Below are 25,744 nucleotides of genomic sequence, written 5' to 3' on the forward strand. Positions count from 1 at the left end.
TGCTCGCGATGCGGTGGGTCAGTCACCGATGATGATGAATGTGCTCGCGATGCGGTGGGTCAGTCACCGATGATGGTGAATGTCTGGCCCATTCGCGAGCAACTCGAGTCGTCGCACCGCTCCTGCAATCAGCCGTTGACCCGCACTTCCCGCGGCATCCCCAGTGCTCGTTCGGCGATCACATTGCGCTGGATTTCGTTGCTGCCGCCGTAGAGGGTGTCGGAGCGGGTGAACAGGAACAGCGACTGCAGGCGGTTGAGCTGGTAGGGCGCGGCGTCGAGGATTTCCGCGGCGTCGCCCAGCACGTCCATGGCCAGTTTGCCGAGGTCGCTGTGCCAGGTGGACCAGGCGAGCTTGTAGATCATTGCTTCACGCCCAAGATTGCCATCCTGCGGACCTGACAACATGCGCAGCGAGTTGTAGCGCAACACCTTGAGCCCGGCCCAGGCCTGAGCGATGCGCTGGCGTAGCAGCGGGTCCTGGGCGGCGCCGTTGGCGCGGGCGATGCGGATGACTTCGTCTAGCTCATTCTGGAACTGCATCTGCTGACCCAGTGTCGACACGCCGCGCTCGAACCCCAGCAACGCCATGGCGATCTTCCAGCCGTCGCCCGGCTGGCCGATCAGATTGTCGGCGTGGGTCACGGCCTGGTCGAAGAACACTTCGTTGAATTCGCTGGTGCCGGTCAGTTGCTGGATCGGTTGCACGCGGATGTTGTCCTGGGCCATCGGCACCAGCAGGAACGACAGGCCATGATGTCCCTGGCTCCCCGGTTCGGTGCGCGCCAGCACGAAGCACCAGTCGGCCTCGTGAGCCAGGGACGTCCAGACCTTCTGCCCGCTGATCAGCCAGTGTTCGCCGCTGTCGTCCAGCCTGGCGCGGGTCTGCACGTTGGCCAGGTCGGAACCGGCGCCCGGCTCCGAATAGCCCTGGCACCAGTACTGGCTGCCGTCGAGGATCCCGGGCAACAGGCGTTGCTGCTGGGTCGGAGTGCCGAAGGCGGCGAGGGTCGGGCCGACCAGGCCTTCGCCGATATGTCCCATGCGCCCCGGGCCGCCGGCGCGGGCGTATTCCTCGTGGAAGATCACTTGCTGACTGATCGACAGACCGCGTCCGCCGTGCTCCCTGGCCCAGCCAACGCCGATCCAGGCGCCGCTGGCCAGTTCGCGCTCCCAGGCTTTGCGTTCTTCGGGATAGCTGTGTTCGTCCCCCGGCCCGCCGCGAAAGCGCAAGGCCGCGAATTCGCCGTCCAGGTGTTCGGCCAGCCATTGCGCGACCTCTTGGCGGAACGCCTCGTCAGCAGCACTGAATCCGATTTTCATGCGTGTTCTCCCAGTAAATGTGCGGCCAGGCGCTCGCGGTGCAGCGCCGGGTTGCCCAGCAATTGCTCGCTGGCGCGGGCGCGTTTGAAGTACAGGTGCGGGTCGTATTCCCAGGTGAAACCGACGCCGCCATGCAGTTGGATCGACTCGCTGGCGCAATGGAAAAACCCTTCGCTGGCGTGGATCTTCGCGGTGGCAGCCGCCAGTTCAAGCTCGCTGATCACCGCCGCGTCACCCTGCGGATCGAGGCGTTCCTGGGCCACACAGGCGGCGTAATAGGCCGCCGAACGCGCGCATTCGACCTGCAGCATCATGTCGGCGCAGCGGTGCTTGATCGCCTGGAAACTGGCGATGGTGCGTTTGAACTGGCGGCGTTCGCCGATGTAGGCGAGGGTCAGGTCGAGCGCCTGCTGCGCGCCGCCGGTCTGTTCGGCGGCGAGGCCGCAGGTGGCAATCAGCAGGGTGTCGCGCAGTACCGCCCAGCCGTGTTCCGGGCCGCACAGGCGTTGCGCTTCGCTGAGTTTGACCTGCTGCAGTTCAACCCGTGCCAGGCGCCTGGTCTGGTCGAGGGTCGGCAGTGCTGTACGGATCAATCCCGGGGTGTCGCCCGGCACCGCGAACAGGCTGATGCCCTGTTCATCGCGGGTGCCAGGGGCGCGGGCGGCGACCACCAGCAGGTCGGCCGAGGCGCCATCGATGACTTGCGCGTATTGGCCGTCGAGGGTCCAGCCGTCGGGCTGCGGTTGTGCCAGGGCTTGCACACTGCTGGCGCTGAGTCCGGGGGTGCTGGCGAAGGCCAGGGTGGCGCGGGCTTCACCGGCGGCGATCGCGCCCAGCCAATGCTCCTGCAGGGCCTCGTTATGGCCCAGCAACAGGGCAGGGGTGGCCAGGCAGGCGGTGGCGAACAGCGGCGAACCGAGCAGGTAGCGTCCACTTTGCTCCAGCAGGATCGCCAGCTCGACAAATCCCAGGCCCATGCCGCCAAACCGCTCCGGCACCATCAGCGCCGGCCAGTACAGCTCCTGGCCAATCCGTTGCCAGACTTCGGGGTCATGGCCCTGGGCACTGTTCATCGCCGCGCGCACGGCATGCGAGTCGCTGGCCTGAGCGAGAAAGCGCTCGGCACTGTCGCGAATCATCAGGTGTTCTTCGGTAAAAGCGAACTCCATTGGGCTGTCTCTGCAAGGCGGATGGATGAGGCGAAGTCTGGGGCGGCGGGGGGCGGTTGAAATCATTAAAACGGACTAGGGGCAGCGTCCTGTGAAGACCCTCTGTGGTTGGGCACCTTGTAGGAGGGGGTATGCGGCTCATGGAGATGCTTAGTCTCAACGGACGATGAAGCCTGGCCTGGCGCTTTGCACAATGCACGCCACGCAAGCCCTTCAGCCAACGAGGATCCAGGCATGATCGACATTCGCGGTTTGAGCTATTTCGTCTCGCAGATCGAAAACCTCAGCCAATGGCAGCGCTACGCCGAAGACGTGCTCGGCATGCAAGTGCAGCCGGCGCCGGGCGGTGGTTTGTACGTGAAAATGGATGAGCGGCCGTTTCGCATGCTGATCGTCGAAGGCAGCGAGGCGCGTTACCTGGCCTCCGGTTGGGAGCTGGCCAGCGAATCGGCGTTCCGCGCCGCCCTCGATCACCTGAACGCCAACGGCATCGAACACCAGCCAGGCACCGCCGCCGAAGTCGAGCAGCGTGGCGTGCAGGCGCTGGTCAAGCTCACGGATCCCTCGGGTAACGTCCATGAGCTGAGCTGGGGCCATCGCTCCGATTGCCTGCCGTTCGTCTCGCCGCAAGGCGTGCCACGCTTTATCACTGGCGACATGGGCCTCGGTCACGCCGTGCTGCCGGCGCCGAATTTCGATGCGACCCTGACGTTCGCCAAGGACGTGCTCGGCTTCGAACTGTCGGACATCTTCAACTTCCGTCCCGACCCTTCGGCGCCGCCGATCCGCATTCACTTCCTGCATTGCCAGAACGCCCGCCACCACAGCCTGGCGTTGGCCGAATACCCGGTGCCGTCGGGTTGCGTGCACGTGATGGTCGAGGTCGACTCGATGACCGAAGTCGGCCGCGCCCACGACCGCCTGCGTGCCCATGACGTGAGCCTGTCGGCAACCCTCGGCCAGCACCTCAACGACCGCATGACCAGCTTCTACATGAAGACGCCGTCCGGTTTCGACCTGGAGTACGGCTACGGCGGCCTGCAGGTCGACTGGGCCGAACACTCGGCATTCGAATTCACCCGCGTGAGCATTTGGGGGCACGACTTTTCGGTCGGCCAACAGTAAGGGATTGTCATGATGAACAAACAACTGACGGCGGCCGATGCGGTCGCTCAACTGCGCGATGGCATGACCATCGGTTTCGGTGGCTGGGGTCCGCGACGCAAGCCAATGGCGATCGTGCGCGAGATCCTCCGTTCACCGGTCAAGGACCTGACGGTCGTCGCCTACGGCGGCCCGGAAGTCGGCATGCTGTGCGCAGCCGGCAAGGTCAAGAAACTGGTGTTCGGCTTCGCCACTCTGGATGCGATTCCGCTGGAGCCCTACTACCGCAAGGCCCGCGAGGCCGGCGAGCTGGAGTTGCTGGAGCTCGACGAAGGCATGTTCCAGTGGGGCCTGCGCGCCGCTGGCATGCGCCTGCCGTTCCTGCCGACCCGCTGCGGCCTGGCCACTGACGTGACGCGCCTCAACCCGGAACTCAAGACCGTCCAGTCGCCTTACGCCGATGGCGAGGTATTGCTGGCAATGCCGGCGCTTAATCTCGACATGGCCTTCCTGCATGTCAACGTCGCCGACCGCCTGGGCAACTGCCTGGTGACCGGACCGGACCCGTATTTCGATCACCTGTTCGCCCGCGCCGCCGATCAGTGCTTTGTCTCCTGCGAACAGATCGAAGAGCGTCTTGAGCTGACGGCCGAGCAGGCCCGTGGCAACACCTTCGAGCGCTATCTGGTCAGCGGCGTGGTGCATGCGCCCCTCGGCGCCCACCCGACCAGTTGCGCCCCGGACTATGGCTGGGACATCAAGCACCTGAAGGGCTATGTCGCCAGCAGCCAGGCCGAGAACGGCTGGCAAGACTACGTGCAGACCTACATCGCCGCCGGCGAGCAGGCCTACCAGGCACAGAACGGCGGTGCCGATTCCATGGGCGCCTTGCCCCTTCCCGTGTTCTGAGGATTCGCGATTATGTCTGCAACCTGTGATTTCACCCTCGCTGAATTGATGATTGTCGCCGCCTCCGAAGCCTGGCGCGGCAACGGTGAAGTGATCGCCTCCGGCCTCGGCGTGATCCCGCGCCTGGGCGCCAGCCTGGCCAAACTCACCCACAGCCCGGAACTGCTGATGACCGACAGCGAGGCGTTCCTGGTCGAAGAGCCGATCCCCCTCGGCCCGCGTGGCGACTTTGTGCCGCGTTACTCCGGCTACATGTCCTTCGAGCGGGTCTTTGAGTGCGTGTGGGGCGGGCGTCGTCACGCGATGATCGGGCCGACCCAGATCGACCGCTGGGGCCAGACCAACCTGTCCTGCGTCGGCGACTATCAAAAGCCCAAGACTGCGATCCTCGGCGTGCGCGGCTTGCCCGGCAACAGCATCAACCACCGCAACTCGTTCTTCGTCCCCAGCCATAACAGCCGGGTGTTCGTCAGCGGCGAAGTGGACATGGTCTCCGGCGTCGGCTTCCGCGCCGAGCGTTGGCCACAGGGCGTGCGTCGCGACCTGATGGACATCCATTGGGTGGTCAGCGACCTCTGCGTCCTCGATTTCAACGGCCCGGAACGCGCGGTGCAAGTGCTGTCGTTGCACCCAGGTGTCAGCTTCGAACAGGTCCAGGACAACACCGGTTTCCCGTTGCTCAAGTCGGCGCAATTGGCTGAAACCGTGCATCCGACCGTGGAGCAACTGGCGCTGATCCGCCGCCTCGATCCCCACGACTACCGCGCCTCGGCGATCAAGGGCAACCCGCCCGGCATCCGCACGGCCTGAACCAGGGAGACGCCCATGTACAGCAGCGACAGTGAATTTATCGTCCGCGAGGACAAGGCCGTCTACGAGACGGACACCCCGGTGCTGTACAGCGTGGCCGAAGGCATCGCCACGCTGACGCTGAACCGGCCGACCTTCAATAACGCACAAAACTCGCAGATGACCTACGCCCTGGACGCCGCGTTGCGCCAGGCGGTGGACGACGACTGCGTCAAGGTCATCGTCCTGCGTGGCGCCGGCAAGCACTTCTCGGCGGGCCATGACATCGGCACCCCGGGGCGTGACATCGACAAGCCGTTCGAGCGTGCGCACCTGTGGTGGGACCACACCAACAAACCCGGTGGCGAGCAACTCTACGCCCGCGAGCAGGAGGTGTACCTGGGCATGTGCCGGCGCTGGCGCGAGCTGCCCAAGCCGACCATCGCCATGGTGCACGGCGCCTGCGTGGCCGGTGGGTTGATGCTGGCCTGGGTCTGCGATTTGATCGTCGCCAGCGACGACGCATTCTTCCAGGACCCGGTGGTGCGCATGGGCATTCCGGGGGTGGAGTATTTTGCCCATCCCTACGAAATGAACCCGCGCATCGCCAAGGAGTTCCTCTTTACCGGTGACCGCATGAGCGCCGCCCGTGCCCACGCGGTGGGCATGGTCAATCGGCTGGTGCCCCGCGACGAGCTGGAACAAACGACTTATGCCCTGGCCGCCGGCATCGCCCGTCAGCCGCGCATGGGCCTGGCGCTGACCAAGCAGGCGATTAACCACGTCGAGGACCTGCAGGGCAAACGCACAGCCATGGATGCAGTGTTCGCCTGGCACCACTTTGCCCATGCCCATAACGAGCTGCTGTCCGGCGACAAACTGGGCGGCTTCGACGCCAAGGGCATGGCGCAGGCTAACAAGCAGGCCGAGGGCGAGCGTCAATGAACCGCTGGCTCGATACGCCGCTGACTGCCGCCCTCGGCTGCCGCTACCCGATTGTGCAGACCGCCATGGGTTGGGTCGCCGACGCCAACCTGGTGATCGCCACCACCGAGGCAGGGGGCTTTGGCTTCCTCGCCGGCGCGACCATCGCCAGCGACCAACTGGAAGGCGAGATCCGCAAGGTGATTGCCGCCACTGGCGGCAGTCATTTCGGCCTCAACTTTCATATGTTCCAGGACAACGCCGCACAGTGCGTTGACCTGGCGATCCAGTACCGCCTGCGGGCGGTGAGCTACGGCCGTGGCCCGGACAAACAGACCATCGCCCGTTTCAAGGCCGCCAAGGTGCTGTGCATCCCAACGGTCGGCGCGCTGAAACACGCGCTCAAGGCGGTGGAACTGGGCGCTGATCTGATCACCATCCAGGGCGGCGAGGGCGGGGGGCACACCGGCGGTGTACCGAGTTCGATCCTGCTGCCCCAGGTGCTGGCGGCGGTCAAGGTGCCAGTGATTGCCGCCGGTGGATTCGCCACTGGCCGTGGCCTGGCCTCGGTGCTGGCCGCTGGCGGCGCGGGGATCGCCATGGGCACAAGGTTCCTGATGACTCGCGAATCGCCGACCCCGGCCGCGACCCTTGAACGCTACCTCAAGGTCAACGATCCGCAGCAGGTGCGCGTGACCCTGGCGGTGGACGGTATGCGCCATCGGATGATCGAAAACCGCTTCATCAATCACCTCGAACGGGCCAGCGCCTTTGGCCGTTTGCGCATTGCCCTGGGCAGCGCCTGGTCGTGGAAACAGCAGACCGGCATGAGCCTGGGGCACATGGCGGCGGTGTTTATCCGCGCCTTGCGCGAAGACCCGGCGGCACTCTCCCAGGTGGTCATGGCCGCCAACCAGCCGGTGTTGCTGCAACGCTCGATGGTCGATGGCATACCGGATGAGGGCATTCTGCCCAGTGGTCAGGTAGCCGCCGCCATCGGCGAATTGCTCAGCTGCCGTGAAGTCATCGAAAGCATCGCCAGCGAGGCCCAGCAATGCCTGGACGCATTGCTCGCGCGCAGTCAGCCCGTTTCCTCGAATCCACCCGTCAGCATTGGAGCCTCCCTGTGAACCAGGCCTTTAGCACACAACTCAATCAGGGCATCGCTGAACTGGTGATCGCCAAACCTCCGGTCAATGCCCTCGACAGCCAGGAATGGCAAGCCCTGGCGCGGCAGATCGAAGCCCTCGGTGCCGACCCCGAAGTGCGGGTGATCGTGATTCGCGCTGAAGGTCGCGGCTTCTGCGCCGGCGTCGACATCAAGGAACTGGACAAGCACCCCGAGCGCATCGTCGAGGTCAACGCCGGCAATTACGCGACCTTCAAGGCCGTCCACCGTAACCCGGTGCCGGTGATTGTCGCGGTGCATGGCTTCGTCCTCGGTGGTGGCATCGGCATTACCGGGGCGGCGGACATCGTCGTTGCCTCCGAGTGCGCGACCTTCGCCCTGCCGGAAGTCGACCGTGGCGCCATGGGCGGCGGCGCGCATTTGCAGCGGCTGTTCCCGGTGCAGAAGGTCCGCTATCTGTTCTTCACCGGCGAGCAGATCGGCGCCCGCGAAGCCCTGCAATACGGCTTTATCGAGCGCATCGTCAGCAAGGAACAACTGCGGGAAACCGCCCTCGGCATCGCGGCGAAAATTGCCGCGAAAAGTCCGGGGATGATCCGCATCGCCAAGGAAGCCCTGAACGGCATCGAAGACGGCAACCTCGAGGACAAATACCGCTGGGAGCAGGGCTTCACCATGCAGGCCTATAGCAGCCCGGACTCTGCGGAAACGCGCCGGGCCTTCGTCGAAAAACGCGACGCCAAGTTCTGAGATAACGCCATGGACCTGACTTACACCCCCAAGCAAAACGCTTTTCGCGCCGAAGTCCGCGCCTGGCTGGCGGCCAATCTGCCGCGCGAGCCGCTGGCCAGCTACGACACCCGCGAAGGCTTTGAACAGCACCGCGCCTGGGAGGCCAAGCTGTTCGAGAGCCGCTGGTCGATGGTGATGTGGCCCGCCGATCTCGGCGGGCGCGGGTGCGACCTGATCGAGTGGCTGATTTTCGAGGAAGAGTATTACGGTGCCGGCGCGCCGATGCGCATCAACCAGAACGGCCAACTGTTGCTCGGCCCGACCCTGATGGAGTTCGGAACCGCCGAGCAGAAACGCCGTTTCCTGCCACGCATGGCCGCCAGTCTGGATATGTGGGCGCAAGGCTGGTCGGAGCCGAACGCCGGTTCCGACATGGCGGCGATCACCAGCAAGGCCGTGCTCGACGGCGAGCACTACGTGATTAACGGCCAGAAAACCTGGTCGACCCGGGCGATCTATGCCGACTGGCTGTTCGGCCTGTTCCGCAGCGAGCCGGGCTCCAGTCGGCACCACGGCCTGTCGTTCATCATGGTGCCGCTGGACGCGCCGGGCGTGAGCATCCGGCCGATCAAGGCGCTCAACGGCAAGGACGCCTTCGCCGAAGTGTTTTTCGACGACGTGCGCGTGCCGGTGGGCAATCGCATCGGCGCCGAAGGGCAGGGCTGGCATGTGGCGATGGCCACCGCCGGTTTCGAGCGCGGCCTGCTGCTGCGTTCGCCGGCACGCTTCCAGGCCACCGCACGCAAGTTGGTGGAGTTGTACAAGGCGCACCGTACCAGCGCCGACCGCGATCCGGGCCTGAGCGATGCCGTGCTGGAGACCTGGATGGGCGCCGAAAGCTATGCGCTGTCGGCCTATTACACGGTGGGGCGCTTGAGTCGCGGCGAGCAGATCGGCGCCGAATCGAGCATCAACAAGATCATCTGGTCCGAGCTGGACCTGAAGATGCACGAGACCGCCATGCGCATTCTTGGCGCCCGCGGCGAACTGGTGAACAAAGGCGCGCCGGCCGACGACGCCGCGGGTTGGTTGGAGGGCTTCCTGTTTGCCCAGTCCGGGCCGATCTACGCCGGCACCAACGAGATCCAGCGCAACATCATCGCCGAGCGCATGCTCGGCTTGCCGAAATAAGGAACCGCCATGGACTTCACTTTCAACGATGACCAGTTGGCGTTCCGCGAAGCCATCAGTCGTTTCCTGATGACCGAAGCGGCCCCGGAGATGCTCCGCGAGATCTGGGAAACCGATGTCGGCCGCTCCCGTGATCTACGGAACAAGATCGCCGAACAGGGCCTGACCGCGCTGTCGGTGCCCGAGGCCGAAGGCGGCTTGGGCATGGACGACCTGACCTGGGCGCTGATGACCCAGGAGCTGGGCTACTACGCGATTCCCGATTCACTGGCCGACACCGCTTACGTTGCCGCTGGCCTGCTCGCCGCATTGCCGAGTGAGCATCCGGCCCGTGCCGAACTGTTGCCGCGCATCGCCGACGGCAGCCTGCGCCTGGCCATCAGTCATCCGGTGAATGCGCTGGTCAGCGATGCGCAGTTGGCCGAAGTGCTGATCCTCACCGACGGCGATGACATTCACCTGGTGCCGCGCTCGCAAGTGGACGTGCAAAGCCACGTCAGCATCGATGCGTCACGGCGTCTGGGCCAGGTGTCCTGGACGCCGACGCCGGCCAGCTGCATTGCCAGTGGCGAGCAGGGCCGCGCATTGCAGGCGCGCTTGCTGGATCGAGGGGCGCTGTCGGTGGCCGGGCAGTTGCTCGGGCTGGCGCAACGCATGCTCGACCTGTCAGTGGACTACGTGGCCCAGCGCAAACAGTTCGGCAAGCCGATCGGCAGCTTCCAGGCGGTCAAGCATCACCTGGCCGATGTTGCCCGCTACATCGAGCAGGCCAAGCCGGTGCTGTACCGCGCCGCCCATGCACTGGCCCGTGGCGACGTAAATGCCGGCGCCTGGGTTTCGCAGGCACGGCTGGCGGCCAACGAAGCCAGCTGGATCGCTGCGCGCAAGGGCATCCAGGTGCACGGCGCGATGGGATACACCTGGGAAGTCGATCTGCAAATGTTCATGAAGCGCGCCTGGGCCCTCGATGCGTCCTGGGGCGACCGTGGTTTTCACAAGACCCGTGTCAGCGACTACCTGTTCGCCGATACCACCGGCCTGGGGCCGGGACATACTTTCGAGGAATGAGTCATGGCCCAACAAGCCTACATCGTTGATGCCCTGCGCAGCCCCACCGGCAAGCGCAAGGGCGCCCTGAGCGCGATCCACGCCATCGACCTCGGCGCCCATGTGCTCAAGGCGCTGGTGGAACGCAACGCGATCCCGGCCGAGGATTACGACGACGTGATCTTCGGCTGCGTCGATACCATTGGTTCACAGGCCGGTGACATCGCCCGCACCAGTTGGCTGGCGGCCGGGTTGCCGCTGACCGTGCCCGGGACCACGGTGGATCGTCAGTGCGGTTCATCGCAACAGGCCCTGCATTTTGCCGCGCAGGCAGTGATGAGCGGCACCCAGGATGTGGTCGCGGTGGGCGGGGTGCAGACCATGACCCAGATCCCGATTTCCTCGGCGATGCTCGCCGGTCAGCCGCTGGGCTTTGCCGATCCATTCTCCGGCAGCGTTGGCTGGCGTGCACGCTTCGGTCAGCAACCGGTGAACCAGTTCTACGCCGCGCAACGGATTGCCGACCACTGGAACATCAGCCGCGAGCAGATGGAAGCCTTTGCCCTGCACAGCCATGAGCGCGCCTTGGCGGCCACTGCCAGCGGCCGCTTCGCTCGGGAAATCGTCAGCTGTCATGGGCTGACGGTGGACGAAACTCCGCGCCAGAGCAGCCTGGCGAAGATGGCCGAGCTGCAACCGGTGGATCCGCAGTTCCCGTCGATCACGGCGGCGGTGTCGAGCCAGACCTGCGACGCCTCGGCGGCGTTGCTGGTGGTTTCCGAGGCGGCGCTCAAGCGCTACGACCTGACGCCGCGGGCACGGATCCATCAGTTGACGGTGCTGGGTGACGATCCGATCTGGCACCTCACGGCGCCGATTGCCGCGACCCGCAAGGCCCTGGCCAAGAGCGGCCTGAGCATGGCCGACATCGACCGGGTGGAAATCAACGAAGCCTTTGCGTCGGTGGTGATGGCCTGGGCCAAGGAGCTGGACTACGACCCGGCCCGCACCAACGTCAACGGTGGGGCGATTGCCCTCGGGCATCCGCTGGGGGCTACCGGTGCGCGTCTGATGACCACGCTGCTCAACGAGCTGGAATGCAGCGGCGGTCGCTATGGCCTGCAGACCATGTGCGAAGGCGGCGGCCAGGCCAACGTGACGATCATCGAGCGTTTGTAATTTTTTCCGTTCTGGTCGCCGTTTCCAAACGTACGGCCCATTCGTCTTCAAGGAGTCAACCATGTCCATTTGTGCAGACCGCACCGTGATCATCACCGGGGCTGGCGGCGGCCTCGGTCGCGCCTACGCCCTGGCTTTCGCCGCGCAAGGCGCCAATGTGGTGGTCAACGATATCCGCGCCGAAGCCGCCGAAGATGTGGCCGGCGAGATTCGCGCCGAGGGTGGCCAAGCCATCGCCAACAGTGACGACATCACTACCCTGGACACCGCGCAACGCATCGTCGATGCGGCCTTGGCGGCTTTCGGCGAAGTGCATGTGCTGATCAACAACGCCGGGGTGCTGCGCGATCGCATGTTCATCAGCCTCAGCGAAGAGGACTGGGACATGGTCATGCGCGTGCACCTCAAGGGGCATTACTGCCTGGCCAACATTCTTGGCCGCCGCTGGCGCGACCTGGCCAAGGCCGGCACGCCGGTGGATGCGCGGATCATCAACACCAGCTCCGGTGCCGGTTTGCAGGGCTCGGTGGGGCAGTCGAATTATTCGGCAGCCAAGGGTGGCATCGCGGCCTTGACCCTGGTACAGGCGGCAGAGCTGGCGCGTTACGGCGTCACCGCCAACGCCCTGGCCCCGGCAGCACGTACCTCGATGACCGAGAGCGCGATGCCGGATGTGGTGAAAAAGCCTGAAGACGGCAGCTTCGATGCCTGGGCCGCAGAGAACGTCGCGCCGCTGGTGGTGTGGCTGGGTAGTGCGGCGTCAGCCCATGTCAGCGGCCAGGTGTTTGAAAGCCAGGGCGGTCGGATCTCCCTCGGCGACGGCTGGCGCACTGGGGTCACCCGGGACAAGGGGGCGTTGTGGCAGGTTGACGAAATTGGCGAAGCGGTAAACGCCATCCTCGCCGAAGCACCGAAAGCGCAACGGGTGTGGGGTAGCTGACGCAACACCGCATCATCTTCATCGCCACGGTGCGACGATTCGACAGGCTCGCTCCCGCAGATGTCGGAGGCGGTCACAGAATTTGCGATGTATCCGAAACTGTAGGAGTGAGCCTGCTCGCGATGAGGCCGGCACATCCAAAGAAAATGTCGAATCTGCCGCCGCCATCGCGAGCAGGCTCGCTCCTACAGGGGGCATTGGTTGAGCGCAAATTTTGTGACAGCCGCCTTGCAGCTTGCAGCTTGAATCTTCCCCCTGTTTCTACCCCATTTTGACGATGTGCCCCCACCACCCCTCGGGTTCAACTACCGCCATTGATTCCTTCGGAGGTAGACCCTGTGAGACAAGCCCCCCCTTATGTGCCCGGTCATCAGTTGCTGGCCGGCAAGTCGGTGTTGATTACGGCGGCGGCCGGTGCCGGGATTGGTTATTCGGCGGCGCGGCGCAGTGCCGAGGAGGGTTGCCGGGCACTGATGATTTCCGATGTGCATCCGCGCCGTCTCGAAGAGGCGGTGGAGCGCCTGAAGGCCGAGACCGGGTTGCAGGCGATTTACGGCCAGTTGTGCAACGTCACGGTCGAAGACGAGGTGCAGGCCCTGGTAGCGGCCGCCGAACAAGCGTTGGGCGGGGTCGATGTATTGATCAATAACGCCGGCCTCGGTGGCCAGAAGCGCGTGGTCGAGATGAGCGACGAAGAATGGCAACGGGTACTGGATGTGACCCTCACCGGCACCTTTCGCATGACCCGCGCCATGCTCCCACACATGCAGCGCCGTGGCGCCGGGGCCATCGTCAACAACGCGTCGGTGCTCGGTTGGCGGGCGCAGAAGGAGCAGGCGCATTACGCCGCTGCCAAGGCCGGGGTGATGGCGCTGACCCGCTGCAGCGCCCTCGAAGCCGCCGAGTTCGGCGTACGCATCAACGCCGTGTCGCCGTCGATTGCCCTGCACGATTTCCTCAAGGAAGCCTCCAGCGAAGCACTGCTCGCCAGCCTCGCCGGACGCGAAGCCTTCGGCCGTGCCGCAGAAGTCTGGGAAGTCGCCAACGTAATGATGTTTTTGGCCAGCGACTACGCCTCCTACATGGTCGGCGAAGTGCTGTCCGTCAGTTCGCAGCAGGCATGAGGATCCGCCCATGACTCACGTTTTCAGTTCTGCCGAAGAGCTGCTCGGCGCCGAAGGCCTGGACCTCGGCCACACCGAATGGCTGACCATTGACCAGCAGCGCATCGACCTGTTCGCTGAAGCCACCAGCGACCACCAGTGGATTCACGTCGATCCGCTGCGCGCCGCCAGCGGCCCGTTTGGCGCCTGCATTGCCCACGGCTACCTGACCCAGTCCCTGGCCAACCTGTTCATGCCGCAACTGATAACCCTCGACAACATGGCCATGGGCGTCAACTACGGCAGCGACCGGGTGCGCTTCCCGGCGCCGGTCAAGGTCGATTCGCGGGTGCGCGGCAGCGGCCGGATCATCCGCGCCGAGCTGCTGGGCGATGCCGTGCAAGTGATCGTGCGCATGACCATGGAAGTCGAGGGCCAGGCCCGTCCTGGTTGCGTGATCGACACCATCAGCCGCTACACCTTCAACCCCAATTTCAAGTGAGCCCGTCATGGACCAGAATGAAGTCGTCATAGTCGCCACCGCCCGTACTGCGCTGGCCAAGTCGTTTCGCGGATCGTTCAACGACACCGAGGCCCCGGTGCTCGGCGGCCATGTGGTGCGCGCGGTGGTGGAGCGCGCCGGGATCGATCCGGCGGAAGTCGAGGACGTGATCATGGGCGCCGCCGTGCAGCAGGGCACCCAGGGCTACAACATCGGCCGGCTTTGCGCCTACACCGGCGGCTTGCCGGACAGCGTACCGGGCATGGCCCTGGACCGCATGTGCGCCTCGGGCCTGATGAGCATTGGCGTCGCGGCCAAGAACATCATCAGCGGCGAGATGAACATCGCCATTGGTGGCGGCGTCGAGTCACTGTCGCTGACCCAGAACAAGCACAAGAACAGCTACCGCTCGCAGTCCGAAGCGGTATTGCACGTGATGCCCAGCGCCTACATCCCGATGATCGAGACGGCCGAGATCGTCTCCCGCCGCTACGGCATCAGCCGCGCTGCCCAGGACGAATACTCCCTCCAGAGCCAGTTGCGCACCGCCGCCGCGCAACGCGATGGACTGTTCGATGAGGAGATCGTCCGTCTCAGCGTCGACAAGTTATTGTTCGCCGCCGACGGTCAGCCCAACGGTCATGAGCGCGTACAGGTCACCCGTGACGAGTGCAACCGGCCCAACACCCGCCTCGAAGACCTGGCCGCTTTGAAGCCGGTGTGGAAGGACGGCAAGTGGGTCAGCCAGGGCGAATTCGTCACCGCCGGCAACGCCTCGCAGTTTTCCGACGGCGCCGCCGCCAGCCTGCTGATGAGCCGTGCCGAGGCGCGCCGCCGTGGCCTGACGCCGCTGGGCATCTACCGCGGCATTGCCGTCGGTGGTTGCGCGCCGGAAGAGATGGGCATTGGTCCGGTGATCGCCATTCCCAAGCTGCTCAAGCGCTTTGGCCTGGGCATTGCCGATATCGGTTTGTGGGAGATCAACGAGGCCTTCGCCAGCCAGGTCCTGCACTGCCGCGATGCCCTGCAGATCCCGGCTGAACGCCTCAACGTCAACGGCGGGGCGATTGCCATCGGGCATCCGTTCGGCATGTCCGGTGCGCGGATGGTCGGCCACGCCTTGCTCGAAGGGCGCCGGCGTGGCGTGCGCTACGTGGTGATCGCCATGTGCATCGGTGGCGGCATGGGCGCTGCCGGCCTGTTTGAACTGCCATAAGGCGTTGCGCTGGACATTCAATCCATGAGGGCCTGGCAGCCAGGCCCGCTGCTGGGGAAGGGTTATGCAAAGTTGTCTGGCCAATGCCGAGGTCCTCACGCAAATGGGCCTGGAGCTGGCGGAGTACGAGCGGATCATCGGCAACATCTACGATTCGGCAATGGATACGCGGCGCCTGGGCGACTCGTTGCGCCAGATCCGCGAACTGTTCAAGGCGAATTTCGTCACCCTGATCTTGCGGGTGCAGGACGAGCCTTTGCTGTCGCCGATGATCGTTGCCGGCGATGTCGAGTCGGGGGAGGGTGGCATCAACCACTATGCCTACTACGCCAAATCCAGCCTGTTCGACGGCCTGCATACCGACACGGTGTTCACCGTCGACCAACTGATCAGCGACACCGAATGGCGGCGTTCGGCGTTTTACCTGCTGTACTGCGAACCCTATAACTGCTTTCACATGCTCGGCGCCGATATCCGCATGCCGGACGGCGGCACCGTGCGCTTTCGGATCAACCGCCCGGAAAGTCATCCACGCTTCGCCGACACTGAGCGGGCGATGTGCGCGATGCTCTTGCCGCACCTGCGCCGGGCCCTGCACATGCATGCCATGCTCGATCGCAGCGAGTCGCTGGGCAGCCTCTATTCACAAACCATCAATCGCCTGGCGGTGGCGACCATCGTCCTCGATGAAAACGGCACGGTGGTGCAACTTAATCCGGTGGCGCGGGAAATTCTCGACAGCCAGGACGGCCTGAAGATTGTCGGCGGGCGCCTGGAGGCGACGTATCCCAGCGACAATCGCGAGTTGTCGCGCCTGGTGCGCAACGCCTTCCAGCGTGCCCGGCAGGGTGCGGTCAAGGGCCTGCAGGTGGCCGAGGCGACTTCGATTTCCCGGCCTTCAGGCCAGGTCAACCTGGGAGTAGTGGTGGAGTTGATCCCGTCCCAGGAGCTGCTCGAAGGTCACGGCAAACCAACGGTGGTGGTGTACGTGCGCGACGCGGTGGGCAAGTCGCTGGTCAGCGCCGGACTGACCTCGCAGCTGTACAACCTGACCCCGGCCGAAACCGCGCTGGCCCTGGAATTGGCCAACGGCCTGTCGCTGGAGGAAGCCTCGGAGACCCTGAACATCCGCCGCAACACCGCTCGTGCGCACCTGCGTTCGATCTTCTCCAAGACCGGCGTGCGGCGCCAGACCGAGCTGGTGCGGATCATGCTCAACAGCGTGGTGGCACTGGGCGCGCCGCAAGCTGCGGTGGCGCAAGGCTGAGGTGAAAATGCGTTAGTCCGTGCGGACGATGCTGCCGGGCTCCTGGCCTGTCGATACTGGGCAACCCATGTCGAACCGGAAAAAGGAGAACAACAATGATCGGCAGTTATCAGTCCCCGGGCCGGGCCCTGGCGCTACTTCTGGGATGCAGTCTCGCCGCTCCCGCTTTTGCCGCACCCGAGGACGTCGCGCGCCTGGGTCAGGACCTGACCTGCGTTGGCGCGGAAAAAGCCGGCAATGCCGACGGCAGCATCCCGGCGTTCAGCGGCAAATGGTTGGGCGTTCCGCCTCACGTCGACTTCAAGGGCACTGGCAATCACCCGGTGGACCCGTACCCGGAGGAAAAGCCGCTGTTCGTGATCACCGCGCAGAACATGGCGCAGTACGCCGAACAGTTGTCTGACGGCCAAAAAGCCCTGTTCAAGCTGTACCCGGCCACTTACAAAATGCCGGTCTATCCGAGTCACCGCGATTTCCGCTTCGCGGATTCGGTGTGCCAGGCCTCCCGCGAAAATGCCAAGGTGGCGCGGCTGGTGGATGACGGCGAAGGGGTGGTGGGCAAGACCGGCGGCACCGCGTTTCCGGTTCCGCGCAGCGGCCTGGAGTTGCTGAAAAATGCCTCGACCTTCACCCTGCGTGCCTGGACCGAGGAATACGTTTCCGACAACGCCTATGTGCTCAAGGACGGCAACATCAACTGGGGCCGCGTGCACTCGCGTAACCTGGCGCCGGGGCTGGAGCCGGGCAAGGTCGGCGAGACCACCGGCAACTCGTCGTTCTACCTCAATGAGACCCTGCTGCCGCAGCGGGACAAGGGCGAGATCAACACCGGTACCGAGTTCTGGAACGACAAGACCGAGCCGCGTCAGTCCTGGCGCTATGATCCGGGCACGCGTCGGGTTCGCCAGTCGCCGGGCTATGGCTTCGACATGTCGTTCCCGGGCAGCGGTGGTTCGCTCACCGTCGATGAGGTGCGGCTGTTCAACGGATCCGGGCAACGCTACGACTGGAAGATCGTCGGCAAGCGCGAGATGTTCATCCCCTACAACACCTATCGCCTACACGCGGCCAACCTCAAGTACGCCGATCTGCTGACCCCCGGCCACATCAATCCGGATGCGCTGCGTTTCGAGCGGCATCGGGTCTGGGAGCTGGAAGGCACCCTCAAGCCGGGTTATCGCCACCTCTACGGCAAGCGCAAGTTGTACATCGACGAAGACACCTGGTTCCCGATGCTCGCCGACAACTACGACAACCGTGGCGAACTGTGGCGCACTTCGATGCTGAATTTCTTTTATGCCTATGAAACCCAGCGTCCGCAGGCCGGCGTCGGCCTTTACTACGACCTCAACGCCGGCAGCTACCTGGCGTTCAACCTGATCAACGAGCAGCGCAACGGCTACCAATTGAACAAGCCAGGTTTCAGTCCCAAGGACTTCGGTCCTGAAGCGGCGCGGCGTTTCGGCCAGTAAAGCCGGGGCAGGGCGCCCGCTCACAGGCAGGGCGCCCGTTGCGAGTGGCTCGCGTTTGACCTAGTCCAATTGAACGATGTCGCCCTTGCGCGGCTGCTCAATCATGTTTGCCATGGGATCACCCTGATTTTCATAGGGGTACTGCACGCCCCGACGTCTGCAATCGAGGAAACAATAACAATGACCAAACTCGCTGAACTGAACATCGAGACCGCGCAGCGTACCCACCGTTACGCGCGCGGCTGGCACTGCCTGGGCAACGCTGCCGACTACCGTGACGGCAAGCCCCACACCCTGGAAGTCTTCGGCACCCGCCTGGTGGCGTTTGCCGACAGCCAGGGCAATATCAGCGTGCTCGATGCCTATTGCCCGCACATGGGCGCCGACCTGTCCCAGGGCACCATCGAGAATGATCGCCTGGTGTGCCCGTTCCACCACTGGAAGTACGACGGCGGCGGCAAGTGCGTGGAGATTCCCTACTGCAAGCGCATTCCGCCCAAGGCCAAGACCCGCAGCTGGTTGACCTGCGAGGAAAACAACCTGCTGTTCGTCTGGAACAACCCTGAAGGCCGTCCGCCGAAAGAAGGCGTGATCATTCCGCACCTGCCGGAGATGGATGATCCGGACTGGATTCACGACTGGAACATCGACACCATGCACATCGAAACCAACCCCCGCGAGTTGGTCGACAACCTGGTGGACGCCCAGCACTTCGGCCCGGTCCACGGCACGCCGACCAAGTATTTCGCCAACGTCTTCGAAGGCCACATCGGCCACCAGATCTTCCACGGCGACTCCGAGCGCCTCGGTGGCGACCTGATCGCGCCGTCGGCTTACTACGGCCCGGCCACTCACTTCACCCACATCAGCTCGATGTTCGGCGACGTGCGCATCCACGCGATCCTGCTCAACAGCCACGCGCCGGTGACGCCCAACAGCTTCGACCTGCGCTTCGGTTGCATGGTCAAGCGCATTCCGGGCTGGACCGAAGAGCAGAATCAGGAAGTGGCGCGGGCTTACGTCCAGGGCAACCGCGATTCGTTCTACCAGGACGTGGTGATTTGGAAGCACAAGATCCGCATCGACAAGCCGGTACTGGCCGAGACCGACGGCCCGGTCTATCAACTGCGTGAGTGGTACGAGCAGTTCTTCACCGACGAGGACCAGGTGCCGGCGAGCATGGCCGAGCGTCGCGAATTCATCACCGTCGACGAACGCTGAGCGCTGAAGGAAAACCCCGGTAGGCAGCCATCACTGCCTGCCGGGGGCTGGATGGAAAGGCGCCGCTGGCCTGTCATACAAGAGAGCACTGACAATGAAAACAAGAAATCATGTTGCTTATTCTGTTCCGTTGACGATTCTGCTTCTGATCCTGCTCGCCGCCCTGCTGGCGCCGCCCGAGCCGACCAACATTCGGTTGTGCAAGCAATACAGCCAGTGCGTGGTGGCGATTCCGAGTTTCAGTGGGTGGCCGGGGTTGCGTTGAGAGCTGCGGTCATTTACGACCTGCCACGAATATTGTGGGAGCGAGCCTGTCGAATCGTCGCACCGTCGCGAAGGCGGTGTGTCAGACGATTGATAGTTGTCTGAACCGGCCTCTTCGCGACGGTGCGACGATTCGACAGGCTCGCTCCCACAGGAAAAATTGCAATCGTTACCTGTACCCACGACCACACATCCGCTAATTTTCGCGCCTGCAACGGGCCACTAGACTTGAGAGGGGGGATGAAATCAACGCACCTGAATCAGGAGATCTGTGATGAACAGAAAATCTTGGCTGGCGTTGGTGGTGATCGCAGGGACTCTTTCAGGTTGTGCGAGTCGTTCTGAAATTGTCGATGTACCCCTCGAGGCTACCGCGCAAAATCCCGAGCATATCGCTCGTGCCACCCTCAGTCCGGTGGGCAATCAAACTAGCATCCAGCTGACCCTCGGCGGCGTGCCGCACGACCTGGCGCTGCCCAGTCGTATCGACACCGCCCTCTACGCCGGCAATTGCCAGCACCTCGCCGCGCAACCGGTCTACCGCACCCGGCACGTCAACAACGTCGATTACCCCTCGATGGCCCCGCGTACGCGCTACTGGGCCCAGGCTCCGGTGGCGCTCACCGAACTGGCCAAGGGTGACTATGCCTTGCTGGTGCGCAGCAGCCCGGCCGATGGTAGCCGGCCACTGTTCTGCGGCAACATCAGCGCCGGTTAGCCGCGCATCGAACTGTGGCCTGCGCATCTTCCGCCAGGCCATGGTGAGGACCGCTCACTCAACATTTTGACCCGCCCCCACCGCGCCACCCAGCCAATAGAACCCGCCACCGACCATCACGAACAGCACCAGCATCACAAAGATGCTATGCGCCGGCTGCGTCGCCAACAGCAGTCCGCACAACACCGGCCCCAGCGCCGCGCCGAGGTTGCCGAGGTTTTGTGCGGCGTAGTACATGCCGCGCAGGTGGTTGGGGGCGATGTTGTCGATGAACATGTATTCGGCGGGGAACACGATGATTTCGCCAAGGGTGAACACTGCCATGGCGATCACCCAGATCAGCAGGCTGTCGGCCAGGGCGAAGCCGATCAGGCCGAGGATGAACAGACTTAGGCCCGCCGCCAGCCACAGGTTCAGGTGCCGCTGGCTGATGCGCCGGCCGATGCTGTATTGCAGGCAGATCACCAGCGTCGCATTGGTGGCGACGATGCTGCTGATCACGCGGTAGGTGTTTTCCGGCGTGGTGGTGGTCACCAGGTACTGCGAGAGCCAGGCGGTGAATTGGCCGAACACCACGGCGCACAGCAGTCCGCCGAGGGTGAAGCAGACCAGCCGCTGGTCGCGCAACAGCAGTCTGCCCACCGCCAGGAACGGCGCCGGCTGCGGGTCGAGGTTGCTCAGGCCGCGCTCGCCCCAGCGCCAATAGGCCAGGGTAAACCCGGCGCTCAACCCGGCGGACAACACGAACGGCAGGCTGATATCCAGCTGCGCCAGCCCGGCACCGAGAAACGGGCCGACCGCATAGCCAACGTTGGTCAGGGTGTACTTGATGGAAAATGCTTCGCTGCGCTCAGTCACCGGCAGCAGGTTGCCAAAGCCGGATTTGACCGCGATATCGATCACCGCATAGGCCAGGTTGATCGCCACCAGGCACAGGTAGAACAGCCACAGGTCGCCGGCGAGAAAGGTGCCGAGAAAGCCCGTGGCATAGAGGCCGCTGAAGATCAGGATCAGCCAGAAGTTGGCCAGTTTGTCCAACAGGAAACCGCCGTACAGGCTCAACAGCGAGCCGATGATCAGCGTGCTGCCGACCACCAGACCGATCTCGGCAACGTTCAGGCCGAAACGGCTGGACAGGTAAATCACCAGATAGGGCAGGGTGATCGCCCGGGCGAGGGTCAGTACGCTGGTGGCCGTCAGCAGCAGGTTCACCGCCCGGGGATAGTGTTTCAGCGTCGCGAGCATCCGTGCCTCATGGGTGCAGGTTGATGGCGTTCAAGCTTACTGCTGAATCAGCTTCTGATTTATGATGATTTTTACTCCGTAAATTGAACTGAGTTCATCAATGTCGATGTTTGCTTCCGAACGCCTGAAAGGGATTGATGTGTTCGTCTGCGTCACGCAAGCGGGCAGTTTCAAGGCGGCTGCCGAGAAAATGCACCTGACCGGCTCGGCCATCAGTAAAAGTATTGCGCGTCTGGAAAGCCGGCTGGGGACGCGGCTGTTCGAGCGCACTACCCGCCGTCTGGCGCTGACTGATGCCGGCACTGCTTTCTATCGCACTTGTACCGGGGTACTGGCCGATCTGGAGGAAGCCGAGCTGGCACTGCAGGCTGAAGTCAGCGAGCCCCGCGGCCGGGTGCGCATCGACCTGCCGGGGGCATTCGGTCGGGCGCGGGTGCTGCCGATCCTCCTGCGCTGGCTCGAGGAGCATCCCGGGTTGATCCCGCACATCACCTTCTCCGATGGTTTTATCGAACCGTTCCAGGAGGGGGTGGATGTGCAGGTGCGCATTGGTGGCGCCGACACCTGGCCGGACACGGTCGGCCAACGACTCCTGGGCCGCGAGTGGCATGTGTTGTGTGCGGCGCCTGGCTATCTGGCCCGGCGAGGCACGCCGCTGACCGAGCGCGATCTCGATGATCACCAATGCATCGCCTATGGCTGGGTCGACGGCACAGTTAGCCCCTGGACCTTTGCCGGCGACTCCACGGGAACAACCCTGCGCCGCCACGTGCCGGCGCGTCTGGTGGTGGGCAATGGCGAAGGCTTGCTGATGGCCGCTCTGGCCGGCAGCGGCATCGTCCAGCTACCCTCGTGGCTAATCCAGCAGCAGTTGGCCGACGGTACATTGGTCGAAGTTTTGCCGCACCTGGCCAGCGAGGGCCTGCCGATCCATCTGGCGTGGCTCAAGAGTCGCCAGGCCTTGCCCAGGGTCAGTGCCTTGCTGCAGGTGCTGGCGGCTGAACTGACCGCACGATGACCTTTCAACCCAGCGCTCAAAGGAGCTACCCGTGACATCAGGACACTGTCTGTGCACATCCGTGGGCTTTTCCCTCAAGGTCCAGCCACGTTTTTTCTATCGCTGCCATTGCAGCCTGTGCCGCCTGCAGACCGGAGTCGGACATAACCTCGCGACCCTGGTCAGGGCCGAGGATTTTCACTGGGTGCAGGGGCATGAGTTGATTCGCAGCTGGCAAAAGCCCAGTGGCTACCGCAACGACTTCTGCGGCCAATGCGGCTCGACCGTGCCCAATCCGCTGCGCGAATCGCCTTATGTCTGGGTCCCCCTGGGTTTGCTCGACAGTGCGCTGGAAATGCGCTGTGTCGGCGACTTCTGCAGCGCCGACGCCATGCCCTGGGACGACCATCGTTCGGCCCACTGCTTTGACGCGGCGACGCCGTCGCTGGCGTTTTTGCTCGACAGGTTGCAGGTCAATCAGGGGGAAATTGCGCTGGAGCAACAGGATGCGGACTAAAATGGAGGATAACCCTCGCTATAAAACGCCTATACCTTAATGGCACCGATTTCCGGTGCCTGAGTCACGGGAGAACAACTCATGTCCATGTTCCGGATTTCGACCTTGATGGCGGCGATTGTGATGATGCTCGCCTCCCAGATGGCCTGGGCCACCGAGCAAGGCCAGCAACGGCGCGCCGCGCGCGATGTACGCCAGGAGACCCGTCAGGACGCGCGCCAGACCAAACACGACTGCCGCGCCGCCGACCAGAAAAACAACCCGCAATGCCGTCAGGACAAACGCCAGACCAAACAGCAGGGGCGGGAGCAGGCGCGGGATATCAAGTATTGAGGGGTAGAAAACACAACACAGGCTCAGCGCCGGTGTTGTGCATTGAACACTGAGCGAGCTCGCTCGCGAAGAACCGGAGGCCACCGCGTTGAATCAGGCAGAACGCGTTATCGTTGACGTTTTGCGCTGCGCTGCGGCGGCCCGACAAGCCAGCTCCTACAGGGTATTTAGCCTGCTTTAGAACCGATACTTGGCCGACGCCGTGAAGCTCCGTGGTGCGCCGTAGGTCAGGGCGCCGTAGGCGTCGAAGACGTCGAAGTACTTCTGGTCGGTGACGTTGTCGGCGTTGAGCTGGGCCGAGAGGTTGTCGGTGATTTCGTAGCGGGCCATCAGGTTGACCAGGGCGTAGGCGTCCTGCTGGATCTTCTCCTGGTTGCCGGCCGGGTTGGTGGCGTAGGTGTAGATCGAATCCTGCCAGTTGACACCGCCGCCGATGGTCAGCTTGTTAAGCGCGCCGGGCAGGCGGTAGGTGGTGAAGGTGCGCAGCAACTTGGTCGGGTACAGGGTGTTGACGTTGTTGCCCTTGGCATCTTCGGCGGTGAACTGGGTGTAGCCCACCGAGGCATTCCAGTCGGTCGCCAGTTCGCCCGAGACTTCCAGCTCGAAGCCCTTGCTGGTGGCGCCTTCGCTGGCTTCATAGGCATAACCGCCGACCGGATTGTTCGGGTCGATCAGCACGCCGGTGCTCTGCCCGAGGTTGTCCTGCTTGATCTGGAACACCGCCGCCGAGGCGTTCAGGCGACCATCAAAGTACTCTCCCTTGAGACCGATCTCCGTGCTTTCGCCGACGATCGGATCGAGCATCTGGCCGCTGCTGTCGCGCACCGACTGCGGCAGGAAAATCTCGGTGTAGCTGGCGTAGGCCGAGAGGTTGTCGGTGAGGTCGTAGACCACGCCGGCGTAGGGCGTCAGCTCATGGTCGACGTCGATCTTGCTGACGTCCGAGTAGATGTCATCGCTGGTTTTTTCGTACCAGCTCTCGCGGGCGCCGAGGATCACTTTCAAGTCGTCGGTGACGTTCAGGCGGGTCGCCGCGTACAGGCCTTTCTGCCGGGTTTCACTGTAGCCGTACTCGCTGCGTGGGGCCCAGGTCGGTTCCGCGAAGTCGCCGTTGTAGGCGTCGAAATTGGCCACGCCACCGAAGCCGGATTGCGCGACGTGGGTGTCGGCGTCGAACTTCTGCTTGCTGTCGACGTAACCGAAGGCCAGTTCGTGCTCGCGACCGAGGAAAGAGAACGGGCCGTTGAAGCGGATGGCGTAGTCGTCCTGGGTGGTCTCGGTCATGTAGCGCGCCGGGAACGAGTCCATGCCCGAACTGCCGTTGCGGCCCGGATTGCCCGACAGGTACAACAACGCGGAATCACTGCTGCGCTCACCACGGTTGTAGCTGAGGTTGACCTGCCAATCGTTGGCGAAGGTGTGGTCGAGGTTGACGAAGTAGGTGTCGTAGGTGGTGTCCCACTTGCTCCATTTCGCCGAGGTGGTCTTGGAACGGCTCCAGTTGGTGCGGCCGCCGTCGGCGTACCAGACCGGCAGGCCGCCCCACATCGGCGAATCGGCGTTGCTTTCCTGGTGACTCAGGCCGAACCACAGGGTAGTGTCGGGCGTCAGGTCGATGTCCATGGTGCCGTACAGGGTCTGGCGCTTGGTCGAGTTCATGTCGATCCAGGTGTCGCCTTCGTTGCTCTCGGCCACCACACGGCCGCGAATCGTGCCTTCCGGGTTCAAGGCCGAAGACACATCGCCTTCCACACCATAGGTGTCCCAGGTGCCGCCACTGAGTTCCAGCGAACCCTCGAGCTCAGCGCTGCTGGCGCGCTTGCGCACCATGTTCAGCGACGCCGAAGGGTCGCCGGCACCGGTCATCAGGCCGTTGGCGCCGCGCACCACTTCAACGCGGTCGTACATCGCCAGGCTGCTGAAGATTTCGCCGCCGCTCCAGGGTTGTTCGTAGATGGTCGGCACGCCGTCGATCATCAGCGAGTTGAGTTCGAAACCCCGGGCGTTGAACTGCGCGCGGCTGGTCTCGTAGCGGTTGACCGAGACCCCGGTGGCGTTGTTGACCACATCGAGGATGGTCTTCAGGTCCTGGTCCTGGATGCGTTGCTGGGTGACGACGCTGACCGACTGCGGGGTTTCGCGCAGGGACATGCTCAACGGCGTGGCGGTGCGGGCGGCTTCGGTGGTGTAGGAGTGGCTGTCCTCGGTGACCGCATTGCGTTCACTTGCGGCTGTCTCCGTGACAGCGATAGGGGCCAGGGTCACAGAGCTTCCAGTCTCTGTCTGTTCCGCCGCCTGCGCGAAAGGCGCAGTGCAAACGATGCCGGCTGCCAGCATGTGGATGGCGAGCGCCAGCGGGCGCATGGTGAGGGGCGAGCGCGGCAATTCGGCGGAGTGTGAACGCGAGAGCATTGGAAGGGACATTCGGACTCACATTATAGGATGGTGTTATTT

The 25,744-nt window shown here is 63.8% G+C and carries 25 protein-coding genes; 21 read left to right on the forward strand and 4 right to left on the reverse strand.

Annotated elements, in window-relative coordinates; translation table 11 throughout:
- Positions 1-128: 128 nt before the first annotated feature.
- Positions 129-1,322: an acyl-CoA dehydrogenase family protein gene (locus NR126_RS23740; RefSeq protein ID WP_105756035.1), complete on the reverse strand. Its 1,194-nt coding sequence runs from the start codon at positions 1,320-1,322 to the stop codon at positions 129-131.
- Entirely contained in the window at positions 1,319-2,491 is a 1,173-nt protein-coding gene (locus tag NR126_RS23745; RefSeq protein WP_256831778.1) for an acyl-CoA dehydrogenase family protein, read from the reverse strand. Before NR126_RS23745 ends, NR126_RS23740 begins: the two co-directional genes overlap by 4 nt.
- Positions 2,492-2,725: 234 nt before the next feature.
- Here NR126_RS23745 and NR126_RS23750 point away from each other — a divergent pair, with 234 nt between their 5' ends.
- From NR126_RS23750 to NR126_RS23835, 18 genes are all read left to right on the forward strand, one after another.
- A complete protein-coding gene (locus NR126_RS23750) occupies positions 2,726-3,616 on the forward strand; it encodes a VOC family protein (RefSeq protein WP_105756033.1) in 891 nt (296 codons plus the stop codon).
- Between the two features lie 12 nt (positions 3,617-3,628).
- A complete protein-coding gene (locus NR126_RS23755; protein WP_105756032.1) occupies positions 3,629-4,504 on the forward strand; it encodes a CoA transferase subunit A in 876 nt (291 codons plus the stop codon).
- A 12-nt stretch (positions 4,505-4,516) separates the two neighbouring features.
- The gene (locus NR126_RS23760; protein WP_256831779.1) at positions 4,517-5,314 is read left to right on the forward strand and encodes a CoA-transferase subunit beta; all 798 of its coding nucleotides are present in this window, start codon (positions 4,517-4,519) and stop codon (positions 5,312-5,314) included.
- 15 nt (positions 5,315-5,329) lie between these two features.
- The gene (locus NR126_RS23765) at positions 5,330-6,238 is read left to right on the forward strand and encodes an enoyl-CoA hydratase (RefSeq protein WP_256831780.1); all 909 of its coding nucleotides are present in this window, start codon (positions 5,330-5,332) and stop codon (positions 6,236-6,238) included.
- Entirely contained in the window at positions 6,235-7,347 is a 1,113-nt protein-coding gene (locus NR126_RS23770) for a nitronate monooxygenase family protein (RefSeq protein WP_105756029.1), read from the forward strand. The genes NR126_RS23765 and NR126_RS23770 overlap by 4 nt, the downstream gene beginning before the upstream one ends.
- Complete coding sequence (locus tag NR126_RS23775) at positions 7,344-8,096, forward strand: enoyl-CoA hydratase family protein (RefSeq protein ID WP_105756028.1); 753 nt, start codon at positions 7,344-7,346, stop codon at positions 8,094-8,096. The genes NR126_RS23770 and NR126_RS23775 overlap by 4 nt, the downstream gene beginning before the upstream one ends.
- 9 nt (positions 8,097-8,105) lie before the next feature.
- Positions 8,106-9,269 (forward strand): acyl-CoA dehydrogenase family protein, encoded by a 1,164-nt coding sequence (locus NR126_RS23780; RefSeq protein ID WP_105756027.1) that lies wholly within the window; start codon positions 8,106-8,108, stop codon positions 9,267-9,269.
- A gap of 9 nt (positions 9,270-9,278) precedes the next feature.
- A complete protein-coding gene (locus NR126_RS23785; RefSeq protein ID WP_105756026.1) occupies positions 9,279-10,337 on the forward strand; it encodes an acyl-CoA dehydrogenase family protein in 1,059 nt (352 codons plus the stop codon).
- 3 nt (positions 10,338-10,340) lie between these two features.
- Positions 10,341-11,495, forward strand: coding sequence for an acetyl-CoA C-acetyltransferase (locus tag NR126_RS23790; protein ID WP_256831781.1), 1,155 nt, complete (start codon positions 10,341-10,343; stop codon positions 11,493-11,495).
- A 61-nt stretch (positions 11,496-11,556) separates the two neighbouring features.
- Complete coding sequence (locus NR126_RS23795; RefSeq protein ID WP_105756024.1) at positions 11,557-12,435, forward strand: SDR family oxidoreductase; 879 nt, start codon at positions 11,557-11,559, stop codon at positions 12,433-12,435.
- A gap of 338 nt (positions 12,436-12,773) precedes the next feature.
- Positions 12,774-13,559 carry an SDR family oxidoreductase gene (locus tag NR126_RS23800; protein ID WP_256831784.1) on the forward strand — a complete coding sequence of 262 codons (786 nt, stop codon included), beginning with the start codon at positions 12,774-12,776 and terminating at the stop codon, positions 13,557-13,559.
- A gap of 10 nt (positions 13,560-13,569) precedes the next feature.
- A complete protein-coding gene (locus NR126_RS23805; RefSeq protein ID WP_256831785.1) occupies positions 13,570-14,040 on the forward strand; it encodes a MaoC family dehydratase in 471 nt (156 codons plus the stop codon).
- Positions 14,041-14,047: 7 nt separating this feature from the next.
- Complete coding sequence (locus NR126_RS23810; protein ID WP_105756021.1) at positions 14,048-15,256, forward strand: acetyl-CoA C-acyltransferase; 1,209 nt, start codon at positions 14,048-14,050, stop codon at positions 15,254-15,256.
- 64 nt (positions 15,257-15,320) lie between these two features.
- Entirely contained in the window at positions 15,321-16,523 is a 1,203-nt protein-coding gene (locus tag NR126_RS23815; protein WP_256831786.1) for a helix-turn-helix transcriptional regulator, read from the forward strand.
- Positions 16,524-16,618: 95 nt separating this feature from the next.
- Positions 16,619-17,995 carry a DUF1329 domain-containing protein gene (locus tag NR126_RS23820; RefSeq protein WP_105756019.1) on the forward strand — a complete coding sequence of 459 codons (1,377 nt, stop codon included), beginning with the start codon at positions 16,619-16,621 and terminating at the stop codon, positions 17,993-17,995.
- 180 nt (positions 17,996-18,175) lie between these two features.
- The gene (locus NR126_RS23825) at positions 18,176-19,216 is read left to right on the forward strand and encodes a Rieske 2Fe-2S domain-containing protein (RefSeq protein WP_105756018.1); all 1,041 of its coding nucleotides are present in this window, start codon (positions 18,176-18,178) and stop codon (positions 19,214-19,216) included.
- Between the two features lie 94 nt (positions 19,217-19,310).
- Entirely contained in the window at positions 19,311-19,481 is a 171-nt protein-coding gene (locus NR126_RS23830) for a hypothetical protein (protein ID WP_218424845.1), read from the forward strand.
- A gap of 273 nt (positions 19,482-19,754) precedes the next feature.
- Entirely contained in the window at positions 19,755-20,198 is a 444-nt protein-coding gene (locus NR126_RS23835; RefSeq protein ID WP_105755773.1) for a hypothetical protein, read from the forward strand.
- 54 nt (positions 20,199-20,252) lie between these two features.
- Here NR126_RS23835 and NR126_RS23840 read toward each other — a convergent pair whose 3' ends face one another.
- On the reverse strand, positions 20,253-21,443 hold the full coding sequence (locus NR126_RS23840) for an MFS transporter (RefSeq protein WP_256831787.1): 1,191 nt from the start codon (positions 21,441-21,443) through the stop codon (positions 20,253-20,255).
- 106 nt (positions 21,444-21,549) lie between these two features.
- Here NR126_RS23840 and NR126_RS23845 point away from each other — a divergent pair, with 106 nt between their 5' ends.
- From NR126_RS23845 to NR126_RS23855, 3 genes are all read left to right on the forward strand, one after another.
- Positions 21,550-22,461 carry a LysR family transcriptional regulator gene (locus NR126_RS23845; RefSeq protein ID WP_256831923.1) on the forward strand — a complete coding sequence of 304 codons (912 nt, stop codon included), beginning with the start codon at positions 21,550-21,552 and terminating at the stop codon, positions 22,459-22,461.
- Positions 22,462-22,492: 31 nt separating this feature from the next.
- Positions 22,493-22,957 (forward strand): GFA family protein, encoded by a 465-nt coding sequence (locus NR126_RS23850; RefSeq protein WP_105755771.1) that lies wholly within the window; start codon positions 22,493-22,495, stop codon positions 22,955-22,957.
- A gap of 81 nt (positions 22,958-23,038) precedes the next feature.
- Positions 23,039-23,290: a hypothetical protein gene (locus tag NR126_RS23855; RefSeq protein ID WP_372827267.1), complete on the forward strand. Its 252-nt coding sequence runs from the start codon at positions 23,039-23,041 to the stop codon at positions 23,288-23,290.
- Positions 23,291-23,467: 177 nt separating this feature from the next.
- On the opposite strand, the gene NR126_RS23860 is transcribed toward NR126_RS23855, so the two are convergent.
- A complete protein-coding gene (locus tag NR126_RS23860; protein ID WP_256831788.1) occupies positions 23,468-25,555 on the reverse strand; it encodes a TonB-dependent siderophore receptor in 2,088 nt (695 codons plus the stop codon).
- Between the last annotated feature and the right edge of the window lie 189 nt (positions 25,556-25,744).

Source organism: Pseudomonas sp. Pse1 (assembly GCF_024519635.1).
Lineage (GTDB): Bacteria > Pseudomonadota > Gammaproteobacteria > Pseudomonadales > Pseudomonadaceae > Aquipseudomonas.